This is a genomic window from Pseudomonas hamedanensis, assembly GCF_014268595.2.
GTDB lineage: Bacteria > Pseudomonadota > Gammaproteobacteria > Pseudomonadales > Pseudomonadaceae > Aquipseudomonas > Aquipseudomonas hamedanensis.
Map to the genome: position 1 here is coordinate 2,283,376 of NZ_CP077091.1, position 15,711 is coordinate 2,299,086.

Annotated in this window: 15 protein-coding genes; 1 reads left to right on the forward strand and 14 read right to left on the reverse strand. The window is 58.8% G+C overall.

Features of this window, described 5'->3' with window-relative positions; all coding sequences use genetic code 11:
* Positions 1–21: 21 nt before the first annotated feature.
* The 6 genes from HU739_RS09800 to flhA form a co-directional block, all read right to left on the reverse strand.
* Entirely contained in the window at positions 22–810 is a 789-nt protein-coding gene (locus HU739_RS09800; protein ID WP_042607546.1) for a protein phosphatase CheZ, read from the reverse strand.
* Positions 811–828: 18 nt separating this feature from the next.
* Positions 829–1,200, reverse strand: coding sequence for a chemotaxis response regulator CheY (locus HU739_RS09805; RefSeq protein ID WP_024012118.1), 372 nt, complete (start codon positions 1,198–1,200; stop codon positions 829–831).
* A gap of 167 nt (positions 1,201–1,367) precedes the next feature.
* Positions 1,368–2,108, reverse strand: a complete 741-nt coding sequence (gene fliA / locus HU739_RS09810) for an RNA polymerase sigma factor FliA (RefSeq protein WP_016771059.1) — start codon at positions 2,106–2,108, stop codon at positions 1,368–1,370.
* Entirely contained in the window at positions 2,105–2,935 is an 831-nt protein-coding gene (fleN, locus tag HU739_RS09815; RefSeq protein ID WP_003222917.1) for a flagellar synthesis regulator FleN, read from the reverse strand. Before fleN ends, fliA begins: the two co-directional genes overlap by 4 nt.
* A 116-nt stretch (positions 2,936–3,051) precedes the next feature.
* Complete coding sequence (gene flhF, locus HU739_RS09820; protein WP_186552038.1) at positions 3,052–4,392, reverse strand: flagellar biosynthesis protein FlhF; 1,341 nt, start codon at positions 4,390–4,392, stop codon at positions 3,052–3,054.
* A gap of 11 nt (positions 4,393–4,403) precedes the next feature.
* Complete coding sequence (gene flhA, locus HU739_RS09825) at positions 4,404–6,533, reverse strand: flagellar biosynthesis protein FlhA (RefSeq protein WP_186552037.1); 2,130 nt, start codon at positions 6,531–6,533, stop codon at positions 4,404–4,406.
* Between the two features lie 634 nt (positions 6,534–7,167).
* On the opposite strand from flhA, the gene HU739_RS09830 reads away from it, so the two are divergent.
* Positions 7,168–7,527 (forward strand): DUF6124 family protein, encoded by a 360-nt coding sequence (locus tag HU739_RS09830; protein ID WP_186552036.1) that lies wholly within the window; start codon positions 7,168–7,170, stop codon positions 7,525–7,527.
* A 465-nt stretch (positions 7,528–7,992) separates the two neighbouring features.
* Here HU739_RS09830 and HU739_RS09835 read toward each other — a convergent pair whose 3' ends face one another.
* From HU739_RS09835 to fliN, 8 genes are all read right to left on the reverse strand, one after another.
* Positions 7,993–10,533, reverse strand: coding sequence for a hypothetical protein (locus HU739_RS09835; protein WP_217844311.1), 2,541 nt, complete (start codon positions 10,531–10,533; stop codon positions 7,993–7,995).
* Between the two features lie 509 nt (positions 10,534–11,042).
* Positions 11,043–11,711, reverse strand: coding sequence for a hypothetical protein (locus HU739_RS09840; protein ID WP_186550678.1), 669 nt, complete (start codon positions 11,709–11,711; stop codon positions 11,043–11,045).
* 112 nt (positions 11,712–11,823) lie between these two features.
* Entirely contained in the window at positions 11,824–12,963 is a 1,140-nt protein-coding gene (gene flhB, locus HU739_RS09845) for a flagellar biosynthesis protein FlhB (protein WP_186550680.1), read from the reverse strand.
* Between the two features lie 3 nt (positions 12,964–12,966).
* Positions 12,967–13,752: a flagellar biosynthetic protein FliR gene (fliR, locus tag HU739_RS09850; RefSeq protein WP_186550682.1), complete on the reverse strand. Its 786-nt coding sequence runs from the start codon at positions 13,750–13,752 to the stop codon at positions 12,967–12,969.
* A 3-nt stretch (positions 13,753–13,755) separates the two neighbouring features.
* Entirely contained in the window at positions 13,756–14,025 is a 270-nt protein-coding gene (fliQ, locus tag HU739_RS09855; protein ID WP_186550684.1) for a flagellar biosynthesis protein FliQ, read from the reverse strand.
* On the reverse strand, positions 14,022–14,780 hold the full coding sequence (fliP, locus tag HU739_RS09860; protein WP_186550686.1) for a flagellar type III secretion system pore protein FliP: 759 nt from the start codon (positions 14,778–14,780) through the stop codon (positions 14,022–14,024). The genes fliQ and fliP overlap by 4 nt, the downstream gene beginning before the upstream one ends.
* On the reverse strand, positions 14,780–15,232 hold the full coding sequence (fliO, locus tag HU739_RS09865) for a flagellar biosynthetic protein FliO (RefSeq protein WP_186550688.1): 453 nt from the start codon (positions 15,230–15,232) through the stop codon (positions 14,780–14,782). The genes fliP and fliO overlap by 1 nt, the downstream gene beginning before the upstream one ends.
* Positions 15,233–15,691 carry a flagellar motor switch protein FliN gene (gene fliN, locus HU739_RS09870; protein ID WP_407681950.1) on the reverse strand — a complete coding sequence of 153 codons (459 nt, stop codon included), beginning with the start codon at positions 15,689–15,691 and terminating at the stop codon, positions 15,233–15,235. It abuts the gene before it with no gap.
* Positions 15,692–15,711: the final 20 nt, after the last annotated feature.

The window sequence follows — 15,711 nt, forward strand, 5'->3', positions numbered from 1 at the left end:
CAGGTCTAAAAACCTAAAACATCAAAATCCAAGACTGGATAGCAAATCGTCCACATCGTCCTGACCGGACACAACGTCTTCTCGTTTATCGGCATGAATCTGCGGACCTTCACCCTGCGAGAGATGTTTTTGTGGATCTTTTTCGGCGAGCATTGCGGCGCGGTCATGTTCGATGCCCGCAAAGCGGTCAACCTGACTGGCCATGAGCACGAGTTTGAGCAGATTGCTTTCGACTTCGGTGACCAGTTGGGTCACGCGCTTGATCACCTGACCGGTGAGGTCCTGGTAATCCTGGGCCAGCAGGATGTCGTTGAGATTGCTCGACACCGCACGGTTGTCCGTGCTGCTGCGTGACAGAAAACCGTCGACCCGGCGCGCCAGTTCGCGGAACTCTTCAGCCCCGACCTCGCGACGCATGAAGCGCCCCCAATCGGCACTCAACGTCTGCGCTTCATCCGCCAGACTGTTGACCACCGGCGTGGCGCTTTCCACCAGATCCATGGTGCGGTTGGCCGCGGCCTCCGTCAGTTTGACCACGTAGCCCAGGCGTTCGGTGGCGTCGGTGATTTGCGACACTTCCTCGGCCTGCGGCATGTGCGGATCAATCTGGAAATTGACGATCGCACTGTGCAGTTCACGTGTGAGCTTGCCCACTTCCTGATACAGGCCGCGGTCACGGGTCTGATTGAGCTCATGGATCAGTTGCACCGCGTCGCCGAACCTGCCTTTTTCAAGGCTTTCGACCAGTTCGACCGCGTGTTTTTTCAGGGTCGATTCAAAATCGCCCTGTGAAGATTCGTTATGCTCCATAGCTCCCCCGCGCATTCATCAGCCGATGCGTTCGAAAATCTTCTCGATTTTGTCTTTCAGCGCCTGAGCCGTGAAAGGTTTGACCACGTAACCGTTCACGCCGGCCTGAGCGGCCTCGATGATCTGCTCGCGCTTGGCTTCAGCAGTCACCATCAACACGGGGAGATGCTTGAGTTTTTCATCGGCACGCACGTGACGCAGCAGGTCGATACCGGTCATGCCCGGCATGTTCCAGTCCGTTACCAGAAAGTCGATGCTGCCGCTGTTGAGCACCGGAATGGCGGTGGTGCCATCGTCGGCCTCGACGGTGTTGGTGAACCCAAGATCGCGCAGCAGGTTCTTGATGATCCGCCGCATCGTTGAGAAGTCATCAACGATGAGGATTTTCATGTCTTTGTTCAATTCGACCTCCAAGCAGTCTTAAACGCGCCCAGCACCTGGACGCGCCACTTCAATCAATCGGCGTAGCACTCGAAGTTTGTCTGGAACACAACGGATCGAGACCGGCGCCGCTCATCACCGCACCAGCCTCGTTTCGCAGTGTCCCCACACTGCCTTCAGCGCGCTCGCCACTCCCCTAAACGCCCCCGCAAACGGGCCGCGCACTGGCTGTGTAACTGGCTGACCCGCGATTCACTGACGCCAAGGACTTCACCGATCTCCTTGAGGTTCAGCTCTTCGTCGTAGTACAGCGCCAACACCAGTCGCTCACGCTCCGGCAAATTGGCAATCGCGTCCGCCAGCGCCGCCTGGAAGCGTTCATCTTCCAGATCGCGTGACGGCTCCATATGAGCACTGGCGCCATCCTCATGCAGCCCTTCGTGTTCGCCGTCCTGCAAGAGGTCGTCGAAACTGAACAGGCGGCTGCCCAAGGTGTCATTCAAAATCCCGTAATAATCGTCGAGACTCAATTGGAGTTCGGCCGCAACCTCGTGATCTTTAGCATCACGGCCGGTTTTAGCTTCAATTGAGCGAATCGCGTCGCTGACCATACGGGTATTGCGGTGAACCGAGCGTGGCGCCCAGTCCCCTTTGCGCACTTCGTCGAGCATCGCGCCGCGGATTCGAATGCCCGCGTACGTTTCGAAACTGGCGCCCTTGCTGGCGTCGTATTTGGTCGAGACTTCAAGCAGGCCGATCATCCCGGCCTGGATCAGGTCTTCCACCTGAACACTGGCCGGCAATCGCGCCAGCAAGTGGTAGGCGATGCGTTTGACCAGTGGCGCGTAACGCTCGATCAACTCGTACTGCGCGTCACGCGCCGACTTCTTGTACAGATTCATGCCACTGGCGGTCATAACACGGGCCCTGCGGTTTGCTGCACGAGGCGCTCGACGAAAAATTCGAGGTGGCCTCGCGGGTTGGCCGGCAACGGCCAGGTGTCGACTTTCTGCGCAATCGCCTTGAAAGCCAGGGCGCACTTGGAACGCGGAAACGCTTCATAGACCGCACGCTGCTTCTGCACGGCCTTGCGCACGCTTTCGTCATAAGGTACGGCGCCGACGTATTGTAGGGCGACGTCAAGGAAGCGGTCCGTGACCTTGGTCAACTTGGCGAACAGGTTGCGCCCTTCCTGCGGGCTCTGCGCCATGTTGGCCAGGACGCGGAAGCGGTTCATGCCGTAATCGCGGTTGAGTAATTTGATCAGTGCGTAGGCGTCGGTGATCGAGGTCGGCTCGTCGCAGACCACCAGCAACACTTCCTGGGCGGCGCGGACGAAACTGACGACCGAGTCACCGATACCGGCTGCGGTGTCGATCACCAGCACGTCGAGATTGTCGCCAATGTCGCTGAACGCCTGAATCAGGCCGGCATGTTGCGCCGGGCTCAGGTGCACCATGCTCTGGGTGCCGGAAGCGGCCGGCACGATGCGGATCCCGCCCGGGCCCTGCAACAGCACGTCGCGCAGTTCGCAACGGCCTTCGATCACATCGGCCAGCGTGCGCTTGGGTGTCAGCCCCAGCAGGACGTCGACGTTCGCCAGGCCCAGGTCGGCGTCCAGCAGCATGACCCGACGGCCAAGCTCTGCCAGCGCCAGCGACAAGTTCACTGACACGTTAGTCTTGCCGACGCCACCTTTGCCGCCGGTCACCGCGATCACCTGTACGGGATGCATGCTGCCCATGTTATTTCTTTACCTTGTCTTGCATAGACGGAGGCCACATTACTGGCTGCGCGTTCCCGATCGGAACAATGCGTGGCAGACCATCGATGTAGGTACAAAAACTGTTCATGATTACCTCAGCCAACCTGCTTGGTCGGGCTGTGATAGATATCAGCGAACATGTCAGCCATGGCTTCTTCGCTGGGTTCTTCCTGCATTTGCACGCTGACGGCACGGCTGACCAATTGATGACGGCGCGGCAGATGCAGATCATCCGGAATCCGTGGGCCATCGGTCAGGTACGCGACCGGCAATTCATGACTGATCGCCAGGCTCAACACTTCACCAAGACTGGCCGTTTCATCCAGTTTAGTCAGAATGCAGCCGGCCAGCCCGCAACGCTTGTAGCTGTGATAAGCGGCCGTTAGAACCTGTTTCTGGCTGGTGGTTGCCAATACCAGATAATTTTTTGAGCGAATACCACGCCCGGCCAGGCTCTCAAGCTGCATGCGCAACGCCGGATCACTGGCTTGCAGACCTGCAGTATCGATCAAAACCACGCGTTTGCGCAGCAATGGATCCAAAGCCTGAACCAGCGACTGACCCGGATCGACGTGGGTCACCGGTACATTGAGAATGCGGCCGAGGGTTTTCAGTTGTTCCTGCGCACCGATACGGAAGCTGTCCATGCTCACCAGCGCGACGTTCTGCGCGCCGTACTTGAGCACGTAGCGTGCGGCGAGTTTGGCCAGCGTGGTGGTCTTGCCCATGCCGGCAGGGCCGACCATCGCAATCACCCCGCCCTCTTCCAGCGGCTCGACTTCCGGCACGGCAATCATCCGTGCCAGGTGCGCCAGCAGCATGCGCCAGGCCTGACGCGGTTCTTCGATATCGGTGATCATTGCCAGCAAGTCGCGGGACAACGGACCGGACAGACCGATGCGTTGCAAGCGGCGATACAGATTGGCCTGGGCCGGACGGCTGCCTTGCAGCTGATTCCAGGCCAGCGTGCCGAGCTGCACTTCCATCAACTCGCGCAGGCTGTTCAATTCGAAACGCATCGAATCCAGCGCACGAGGATCAACCCCGGCGGAGGCTTGCGCAGGCGCCGGAGCAGGACGCGCCGGTGCGGCGTAGGTCGGCTCGCTCAACGGCTCGGCAGCGGTCAGCGGCAGGCCCGCCGTCAAAGGCAGCCCGGCGAACAACTGACGATTGGTGTTGCCGTCGGCTTCGCCGCGCATGCTCAATTCGGCCTGGGCGGTGACGATGCGCGACTGGGTCTTGCGCAACTCGTCTTCGAGTTCCATGTTCGGCACCCGCGGCGTCAGTGCCGAGAGTTTGTAATCCAGCGCCGCCGTCAGCTCGACGCCGCCGGCAATGCGGCGGTTGCCAATGATGGCGGCATCAGCGCCCAGCTCATCACGAACCAGCTTCATGGCCTGACGCATATCGGCGGCGAAAAAACGCTTAACTTGCATAAACCACTACCTCAGCCGTTGGGCCCTACTGTCGCAACGATGGTCACTTGCTTGTTGTCCGGTATTTCCTGGTAGGCCAGCACATGCAGTCCGGGGACGGCGAGGCGGCCAAAACGCGAGAGCATCGCGCGTATCGGGCCGGCGACCAACAGGATCACCGGCTGCCCTTGCATTTCCTGACGCTGCGCCGCTTCGATGAGCGAACGTTGCAGCTTCTCGGCCATGCTTGGCTCCAGCAGAACGCCCTCTTCCGAGCCTTGTCCTGCCTTCTGCAGACTATTGAGCAATATCTGTTCCAACCTTGGTTCCAATGTGATCACAGGCAGCTCGGACTCAGTGCCTACAATGCTTTGGACGATGGCGCGGGATACGCCAACCCGTACAGCGGCCACCAACGCGGCGGTATCTTGACTCTTGGCGGCGTTGTTGGCGATGGCTTCGGCGATGCTGCGAATGTCGCGCACCGGCACGTGCTCAGCGAGCAGCGCTTGCAGCACTTTGAGCAACTGCGACAGAGAGACCACGCCCGGCACCAGCTCTTCAGCCAGTTTCGGCGAGCTTTTGGCCAGCAACTGCATGAGTTGCTGCACTTCTTCGTGGCCGATCAGCTCACTGGAGTGCTTGTACAGAATCTGGTTCAAGTGCGTGGCGACCACGGTGCTGGCGTCGACCACGGTGTAGCCGAGCGATTGCGCCTGGGCGCGCTGGCTGATTTCGATCCACACCGCCTCCAGTCCGAAAGCCGGATCTTTGGCGTTGATGCCGTTGAGCGTGCCGTAGACCTGCCCCGGGTTGATCGCCAATTCTCGGTCTGGATAAATTTCGGCTTCGGCCAGGATCACACCCATCAGCGTCAGGCGATAGGCGCTTGGCGCCAGGTCGAGGTTGTCGCGGATGTGCACGGTCGGCATCAGGAAGCCCAGATCCTGCGAGAGCTTCTTGCGCACGCCCTTGATCCGCGCGAGCAATTGCCCGCCCTGGTTGCGATCGACCAGCGGGATCAGGCGATAGCCGACTTCCAGGCCGATCATGTCGATCGGCGTCACGTCATCCCAGCCCAGCTCTTTGGTTTCCATGGCGCGGGCCGGCGATGGCAGCAGCTCCTGCTGACGCTTGACCTCTTCCAGCGCAACGACCTTGGCGACGTTCTGCTTTTTCCAGAACAGGTACGCACCACCGGCGGCCAGCGCAGCCATGCTCAGGAAGGAAAAGTGTGGCATGCCCGGCACAAGGCCCATCACCGCCATCAAACCAGCCGCCACCGCCAGCGCTTTGGGCGAGGCGAACATTTGGCGGTTGATCTGTTTACCCATGTCTTCCGAGCCGGAAGCACGGGTCACCATGATCGCTGCCGCTGTTGATAACAACAGTGATGGCAATTGCGCCACTAAACCGTCACCGATGGTCAACAAAGCGTAAACCCGGCCGGCATCGCCGAAGGTCATGCCATGCTGGAAGATACCAACGGCCATGCCGCCGATAAGGTTGATGAACAGAATCAACAGACCGGCGATGGCGTCACCACGGACGAACTTGCTGGCACCGTCCATCGAACCGTAGAACTCAGCCTCTTGGGCGACTTCCTGACGGCGAGACTTGGCCTGGTTCTGATCAATCAGACCGGCGTTGAGGTCGGCGTCGATCGCCATTTGTTTGCCGGGCATCGCATCGAGGGTGAAACGCGCGCTCACCTCGGAAATCCGCCCGGCGCCCTTGGTCACCACGACGAAGTTGATGATCATCAGAATCGCGAACACCACGATACCGACCACGTAGTTACCGCCGATCACCACCTCACCGAAGGCCTGAATCACCTTACCGGCGGCGGCGTGGCCGTCCTGACCGTGGAGCATTACCACGCGCGTAGACGCTACGTTCAGCGCCAGACGCATCAGCGTTGCCACCAGCAGAATCGTCGGGAACACGGCGAAATCCAGCGGCCGCAGCGCGTACACGCAGACCAGCAGAACGACGATGGACAGGGCAATGTTAAACGTGAAAAACACGTCCAGCAGGAACGGCGGAATCGGCAACATCATCATCGCCAACATGACCAACAGCAGCAACGGCACGCCCAGATTGCCCCGGCTGAGGTCGGCAACGTTTGTGCGAGCAGTGTTGATTAACTGAGAGCGATCCACCGGTTTTCCCCGTTCCTTTAAAGCAAACTTTTGACGCCCCGAACGGGCGCAGGGCGGCTATTGCAAGAAGCCTTCCAACTTTTGCCGAGGAATGAAATAGCGGGTGGATGAACACGCCCCTGTAGGAGTGAGCCTGCTCGCGATAGCGGTGTGTCATCCAACAAATTCGTCAACTGACACTCCGCTATCGCGAGCAGGCTCACTCCTACATTTGGTTTGCATTTCACCCTCACATTTGGAACGCAGCCCCTTGTGGGAGCGAGCCTGCTCGCGAAGAGGCCATCAGGTCCGACGCAATTTTTTGATTTAAACGAAGCTGTTTAAAAGACACCTGCTGACACGGTCTCAAGGCTACAAATCCTTGCGCCATTACCTACAGCCAAGCCAGAATCCGCCGGCTTGTGCGCCTTGGGGTCGGGTTCTATTGTGAGTCGGTCGCTGATTGTTCAGTGATCGGGTTTAGCAGCTCGGCAAATTTTCAAGGCACGCTGGCTCCGCCTCTCTTTATGGCGGCTTGCGTGGGGCACTTCGGTGCGCCGGGATCCTTGAGCCTGGTCTGCTAACCCGCGTAAAGCCGCCACCCTCTTCGTTTAGCAGCGAAGGCTGACGGCTCCATTTCTCAAGGAGCTTCACCATGATCAAACCCACACCCAACCCGCCCGAAACCGACCCCACCTCCCCCTACGAATCCCTCGATTCAAGAAAACTCCACCAAGCCGCCGACCGCGCCCTCGACCACTACCTCTGCCCGCACGGGTCCACCCCGCCGCCTCGTAGCAACCGCGCAATGTATGCCGTCACCGCCGATACCAAAAACGAAGACCTGCTGGCCAACGCCTGCGAAACCCTCGCCTGCGCCAAAACCATCGCCCAGGAATTCGCCGGACTGGTCAAGCCATCGCAACGCCGGACACTGATGGGGATTGCGCAATTGATCATGCTCAGCGAGCTGGCGGTGAACCGGGTGCTGGATAATCTGGAGTTGCCGGGGTGATGCAGGCTGGCTGAATTATTCGGTGTCCATGCCGGCCTCTTCGCGAGCAAGCTCGCTACCACCTTGGTTCGCATTTCAGGCCTGCGTTTGGAGTGCATTTCACTGTGAGTGAGCCTGCTCGCGATGAGAATTTCTCAGTCGATGCGCTCGAACCAAACAGACCGCTATCGCGAGCAGCCTCACTCCTGCATGGATAAATAAATCCGTCCCCTTTTTCTCACCTTTTTCTCAATAAAGTCAGCGTTGCTTGACGACGTGACCGGCTACGGGTGTCCCTTTTTCTTGGTTTTAACGATAAGACCCTGGTGCGCCTTCCGGAGCATGAAACGACAGACCACGATTGGTCTGTCCCTGGTTTTCCTGTCCCTGGTTTCCGCTCAGGCCTAACAGTTTTGTATAAAAGCATTAAAAATAGATGCAGTTTTTTAAAGTCAATAGAATCAAGCAATAATAAATATTTATATACTATTCCAAGCGTTCAATTTTTATATCATCCAAATCATATGAGGCGCCTTCCACAACACCGGGAGTAAAGGCAAATCTAAAGTGATACGGTGGATTAGCTCCCCAGGCACTGCAGGTAACCGACACAGAGTGACTTTCCCATCCGATTGTCGGCTGCCTTATTTCTATAGGCTCAAATTTACTCCCAGCATATATAAGGATATTGTGTCCCGCGTGGCTTGATCGGAATTTGAAACTGATTTTGTATCTACTTCCGTTTACTAAGTAGCTGTAATCTTTAATTATCCCGTCAAACCATGAGTCCTTGTTCGGAATCAGGCGAACAAAATAGTTACCCCCTTCATTTACTAGCTGAGTTCTAACCGGCCGCCACCCATTCCAATCCCCACCATCAAAAGAGGTGTAGTCAACGACCGTAATGGTCCGAGGTGGTTGAGAGGTGTGTCCCGCGCCATACAGCGCCTTGGCGGTAAAACTGTGATGTCCTGGACTGAGGGCGTATACCGGCAATACCCAGATCCCTGTCGCCGTGTCTACAGTCGGCTCGCCTTTCGGCGTGTCACCATCCAACACTTGCACCCTCTGGCCTTTTTCCGCTGTACCGGTCAGTGTCACGCTGTAGTAGGTGGTGGAACCTGCGTTGGGAATCTCGACGTCTTTGGAGTCCTTCACTGAGGTCAGGTCCAGCGCCATCCCAACACTGAACTCCAGCGGCTCGGCATAACTCGTCCCGCCCGCCGTGCGCTTGATTTCGTACCGGGCGATCACCGTTCCGCCTTCATTGTCCTTGATCAACTTGGCTTCGATGTTGAACGGGACTTCCTTGCCGGCGGTGAACTCGTTCAGCTTGATCGAGTCGGTGTACTCACCAGTGATCGAACCGATCCAGAACATGAACACTTCATCCCCGGCGACCGTTTCGATGTGCTGCACGGTCGAGGTGGTGCCGGCAGTGTCGGCGGGCAGGACGCCGTCGACCACCCCGGCCACGACCGGTTCGGGCAGTTCCAGGCGTGGTTCGCCGACTCGCAGGATCTCGGTGTGAATCGACTCGCGAACGGCCCGGGTGGCCTCGAACGGGTCCAGTGTGGCGAGCACCGCAGCGGCGATCAGTTGCTGGTAATAGAACTCGGCCGTGCCACCGTTGACCGGGGTCAGATGCTCGCCGTCAATCTTGTGCTGCAACGGTTTCGCCTCGACGATGTCGTTGTGGGTGATGGGGCGCGTTGGCAGGTCAGGCAGGTAGGGCTTCAGGCCGGGCGTGGTGCCGAGCATGACTATCTTGAGGACCTGGCCTTCGACAAAGGATTTGTCGAAGGGAATCTCGAGACTGATTTGCAGCAGTGTCGGGTCCAGCGCCCCGGAGTTCTCGTCCAGCATGATCGGCGCGGCCAGCCGCTGGATTTCGCCGATGGCGCGAATGAACTGGCTTTTGGAGCGTAAATCGGTAGAGGCATCGGCTTTTTCCAGGCGGTAAGACAAGGTGATCTGCGATTTGGCCAACTGGCGCAGCACGGCGTTGGGCGCCTTGGTTTCAATAATGCTTGGCAGGCTTGTCAACTTCACGCCTTCTGAAGGTTCCCAGTCAATCGGCGGCCCTTCGACGGGGGTGCCCTTGATCCTGATGAAGACAATGTCACCGACTTTGAACTTGCTCGTATCTGTGGCGATTATCTGCACGGTGCCATCGGCATCGCCCAGCTTGTCGACGTCCAGCACGTTGTTCAGCGTTTCCCTGAGCAACGGCGCGACCAGCCGAGTCGCATCAACCGCCACCGGCACACGCTGCTCGGGGCTCCAGTCCTCGGAGCGGTTGAATACGCAGTCGAATACCTCGAACACCACGGCCACGCCGGGAGAGTCCGCATCACCGGCCTCGCGGATGACGGCTTCGGTGATGGTCACGATGTTCGGCGCTTTGCCTTCAGCCTGTTCCGGGGTCAGCGGCTCACTGAACACAAAAACGCCACCCCAGCTGATGCGAATAACATCGCCCGCCGCGGCAAAGGGATAAGGCGGCGTGCCATCGTTGTTGCCGATGGTGATCGGCACGCCCTCGGCCACGTTTTCTTTGTCGATACCGCCGTCAGCAATCTCCTTGGGAATCGTCATGATCAGCTTGGAATGCCCACTGTCATCGTTGTCATCGTGCCCGCCCGGGCGAGTGAGCTTGACCTGCACCTGCATGACTTCGGACGGTTGATCCGTGCCGCCCAAGGGCTTGACCGTATAGGACACCGCGAACAGTCCATCGATCATGTGCCGGGAAGGCACGAACATACTCAGTTGCGTGTTGACTTCGGTCTGGCCGACGGTTTCAACCCACACGTTTTGCCCGGTGCCCCAGAAGATGGTCAACTTGTCGCCAACCGCCATGTTCCCCCACGGACCCGCCTGGCACAGCAGACCATTAAGTGGAAAATTGCCCAGCGCGGCCGCGATGTTGATGCCCCAGATTTTCACAGGATCTATCGATACCGGGCCGGTGCGACCAGGAATCACGAGTTCCGCGAGGACGAGGGGCTTGCTGGGGCTGGACATGGCGTTGACTCCGTGGGCAAAGGCGACGGAGTGAGTTAACGCGTAATGGTGGGCTTGCGCACCTGTCAGATCTGACAGGTGCAGGCCTGAATCCGACGGGTGGTGCGGAGTTCAAGTGGTACCTGTCAACGAGCGTGGTAATTGAACGTTAGCTTTCGCGAGCAAGCTCGCTCCCACATTGGATCCTGATCGAACTCAAAAACCTGTGGTCACTGAAGGTCCGTCGAGGCTGCCTGACAGGCAATACAGCGCCCCAGCGGTGTAAGACCCGCCTGCATTTCATGGGCATGGTTCCAAGTGGTGAAAATCGACACTGGAAAAAACCATTTGCGTTCAATGAGGGTAAATCCCAAGACCGGCGAAATTTTCGTGGCCTACGATTGAGATATAACAGCGGTTAACAAAAGGGACGCTTGTTCAGCGCATGCCAAACACGTTTCGCTGAAGATATTCCCAGCTAAAAAAACAAAAGATCGCAGCCTTGCGCTGGGATCTTTTGCTTTATCTGGTCACTGCGCCGTCAGAATCTGCCCGGGCTTGATTACGCCGAAGGCGAGCTTCGAACCCACCATGTACCGCGTCCCCCGGAACATCTTGCGCCCCCCGACATCCACCTCGTCTTCCTCTGTATACATACACACCACCACGCTGCCTGGCGAAGCGATGATGGGCATTTTCAGATGGCCTAGCATCAGGTTAAGCGCCCAGTTGAACGAGATGATCGGCAAATTTTCGATGTGGATCCTGGCGTTTCCATTCTTCAACCGGAAATCCTGGCGTGCAGTGATGCGTAGCTTGCCTCGAACCACCTTAAACGCCGGCTCGCCATAACGCACCTCCAACTCCGCCCCCGTCCCCCACTGATTCATATAATAAGCTGGCGAAGCGAACACCTTGAACAACGCCTCACTGTCGTGAATGTTCCCGGCGTGACGGAACAGGTAGTTGTAGGAATAGTGGTAAGCGATACCGTCCAGTTCAGGCCTGATGGCGTTGATCGGATTGTCCAGGTAGCCCGGGATATAAGAATTAGCCATTTTCACAAAATGGAGGAAGTCCAAGCCAAGATCGAAGGTAACCTCGTAAAAGATCGAACTTTCCCTGGGGTTTTCCTGTAACAGCCCTGAAACATACTTCAGCGTCATTCCTTCGAGTTTTTTGTAGGTGCGGTCTACCATGATCGTGGTCTCGGTGCCCCGGGGTTATTCCCGCGTCTATGGCAGCGCGATGCAAGACTGCTGTCTACTGTCAGATCTAACAGGTAGCGCAGCCTTTCAGACAAACGGCACGTCAGGAATCGCGCCGCAAATCCGGCGGAATCGGCAGATCGTCCTTCAGCGGATCCGGGCGTTTGCCCTTGCCAGCGCGGTGCTGGCGGATCTGGTAGACGTAGGCCAGCACCTGAGCAACCGCCAGGTACAGCCCGCCGGGGATTTCTTCGTCGAGTTCGGTGGAGTAGTAGATCGAACGCGCCAGCGCCGGCGATTCGAGGAGCATGACGTTGTTGGCGACGGCGATTTCACGAATCTTCAGCGCGAGGAAGTCGCTGCCCTTGGCCAGCAGCATCGGCGCGCCGCCCTTCTCGGCGTCGTACTTGAGCGCCACGGCGTAGTGGGTCGGGTTGGTGATGACCACGTCGGCGTCGGGGATTGCCGCCATCATGCGGCGCTGGGACATTTCGCGCTGGGTCTGGCGGATGCGCTGTTTGACCTCTGGCCGACCTTCCTGGTCCTTGTGCTCGTCGCGCACTTCCTGTTTGGTCATCTTGAGCTTTTTCATGCTCTCCCAGATCTGCACCGGCACGTCCACCGCGGCGATGATGATCAGGCCGCAGGCCAGCCACAGCGAACTCCAGCCGACCAGCACGACGCTGTGAATGATCGCCTGTTCCAGCGGTTCATGGGCGATCCGCAACAGGTCATCGACGTCTGCCGACAACACCATCAAGGCCACCGACAAGGTGATCAGAAACTTTGCCAGCGCCTTGAGCAACTCGACCACGGCCTTGAACGAAAACATCCGCTTGAGGCCTGCCGCCGGGTTCATCCGGCTGAATTTGGGCGCCAGGGAGCTGGCGGCGAACAGCCAGCCCCCCAAAGAAATCGGCCCGATCAGCGCGGCCAGCAACAAGGTGATCATGATCGGCTGAATCGCCAGCAGCGCGATCAGGCCCGACTGCAATAAAAACCGGCCCATGGCGCCCTGATCCATGACCACTTCGCGCGATAACGTGAAGTTCAGGCGCATCAGGTCCATCAGTTCTTCGGCGAGCATGCCACCGAAGATCAGCAGCGCACCGGCACCGGCCATCATCACCGCAAGGGTGTTGAGCTCTTTGGAGCGGGCAATCTCACCTTTCTCACGGGAGTCCTTTTTTCGTTTCTCCGTGGGGTCTTCTGTTTTGTCCTGACCGCTTTCGCTCTCTGCCATGACTCAGCGCGCCCGTGCCAGTTCGCGTAGCAACTGCAAGGCCTCAGTGGCCAGCGGTTGATACTGGTTTAGAATGTCCGCCAGGCCGACCCAGACGATAAACAGCCCGAGCACCAGGGTCAGCGGAAAGCCGATGGAGAAAATGTTCAACTGCGGCGCCGCCCGGGTCATCACACCAAACGCGATGTTGACCACCAGCAGCGCGGTCACTGCCGGCAACACCAGCAACAGTGCCGCTCCGAGGATCCAGCCGAGCTTGCCGGCCAGTTCCCAGTAATGCGCGGTCATCAAACCGCTGCCTACTGGCAGCGTGGTGAAGCTTTCGGTGAGGACTTCGAACACCACCAGATGGCCGTTCATCGACAGGAACAGCAACGTCACCAGCATGGTGAAGAACTGCCCGATCACCGCCACCGAGACGCCGTTGGCCGGGTCGACCATCGAGGCGAAGCCCATCCCCATCTGGATCGCGACAATCTGCCCGGCCACCGCGAACGCCTGGAAAAACAGCTGCAGGGAAAAACCGAGCACCGCGCCGACCAGAATCTGCTCGGCAATCAGCAGCAAGCCGCTGAGATCAAGAGGGCTGACGGCCGGCATCGGCGGCAACCCCGGGACAATCACCACGGTGATCGCCACGGCGAAGTACAGACGCACTCGCCGCGGAATCAGGGTTGTGCCGAACACCGGCATGACCATCAGCATCGACGCCACGCGAAACAGCGGCAGCATGAACGTCGCCACCCAGGTGCTGATCTGGGTGTCGGTCAGTTGAAGCAGCGACTGCATGGCTTAGCCGATGACCAGCGGAATGTTTTTGTACAGGTCGATGATGTATTCCATGAACGTCTGCACGATCCACGGACCGCCGACGATCAGGGTCACCAGCATCACCAGCAGACGCGGCAGGAAGCTCAAGGTCTGTTCGTTGATCTGCGTGGCGGCCTGGAACATGGCGACCAGCAGACCGACCAGCAGGCTCGGCACCACCAGAATCGCGACCATCAACGTGGTCAGCCACAGCGCCTCGCGAAAGATATCGACCGCGACTTCCGGCGTCATGGCGAGACACCTCCAAAACTGCTGGCCAGCGTGCCGATGATCAACGCCCAGCCATCGACCAATACGAACAGCATGATTTTGAACGGCAGCGAGATGATCAGCGGCGAGAGCATCATCATACCCATGGCCATCAGCACGCTCGCCACGACCAGGTCGATGATCAGGAACGGGATGAAGATCATGAAGCCGATCTGGAACGCGGTTTTCAGCTCGGAAGTGACAAACGCCGGCACCAGAATCGTCAGCGGCGCCTGATCAGGCGTGGCGATATCGGTACGCTTGGACAGGCGCATGAACAGCTCGAGATCGCTGGTGCGGGTCTGCGCCAGCATGAAGTCCTTGATCGGCACCTGAGCCTTTTCCACTGCCTGCTGTGCCGTCAGCGTTTCCGCCAGGTACGGCTGCAACGCGTCTTTGTTCACCCGGTCGAACACCGGCGCCATGATGAACATCGTCAGGAACAGCGCCATGCCGGTGAGGATCTGGTTCGACGGCGTCTGTTGCAGGCCGAGGGCCTGTCGCAGGATCGAAAAGACAATAATGATCCGCGTGAAACTGGTCATCAGGATGACCGCCGCTGGAATGAAGCTCAGCGCGGTCATGATCAGCAGGATTTGCAGGCTGACCGAATACTCTTGCGCGCCGTCGGCGTTGGTGCCCAGCGTGATCGCCGGAATCGACAACGGATCGGCGGCGAACGCCAGTGGCGCGGCCAGCAACAGGGCCAGCGTCAGGACGATGCGGAGCGCAGCCATTACTTCTTATCCTTCTGATCCTTGCCGAGAATCTTCAGCAACTGCTGGGCGAATTCTGGCGTGGCTTTTTCGCTGTTATCGGGCACTTCGACTGGCTCTTTGAGCACATGCAGCGCGGTGATGGTGCCGGGGCTGAGGCCGAGCAGAATCTGCTCGTTGCCGACCTGTACCAGCAGCAGGCGATCACGCGGGCCGAGCGCGCGCGAGCCGATCAGCTCGATCACCTGCCCCTTGCCCGCCGGCCCCGCCTGCTGGACCCGGCGCAGCAGCCAGGCGAGGAAGAAGATCAACCCCACCACCAGCAGCAAGCCGAACACCAGTTGCGTCAATTGCCCGGCCACGCCGCTGTTGACCATTGGCGCCGCCGCGACAGGCGCGGTGGCGGTGGCGCTCGGCTCGACGGCCAGCACGCTCAAGGGCAGTGCCAGCAGCGCCCAGAGAAACCGTTTCACTCAGCGCAGCTTCTTGATGCGTTCGCTTGGGCTGATCACGTCGGTCAGGCGGATGCCGAACTTCTCGTTGACCACCACCACTTCGCCGTGCGCGATCAGCGTGCCGTTGACCAGCACGTCGAGCGGCTCACCGGCCAGACGATCAAGTTCGATCACCGAACCCTGGTTCAGTTGCAGCAGGTTGCGGATGTTGATGTCGGTGCTGCCCACTTCCATGGAAATGGACACCGGAATGTCGAGGATCACGTCCAGGTTCGGACCGTCCAGCGTCACCGGATCGTGGTTCTTCGGCACACTGCCGAACTCTTCCATCGGCAGACGATTGGAGCTCGACACGCCGGCATCGGCAGCCAGCAGCGCATCGATGTCAGCCTGACCGGCGTCACCGGTCTCTTCCAGGGCAGCAGCCCATTCATCGGCCAGTGCCTGATCGTCCTGGGCGTTCATATCGTCGTTCATCATGTGTCCTCGGCGGGCAA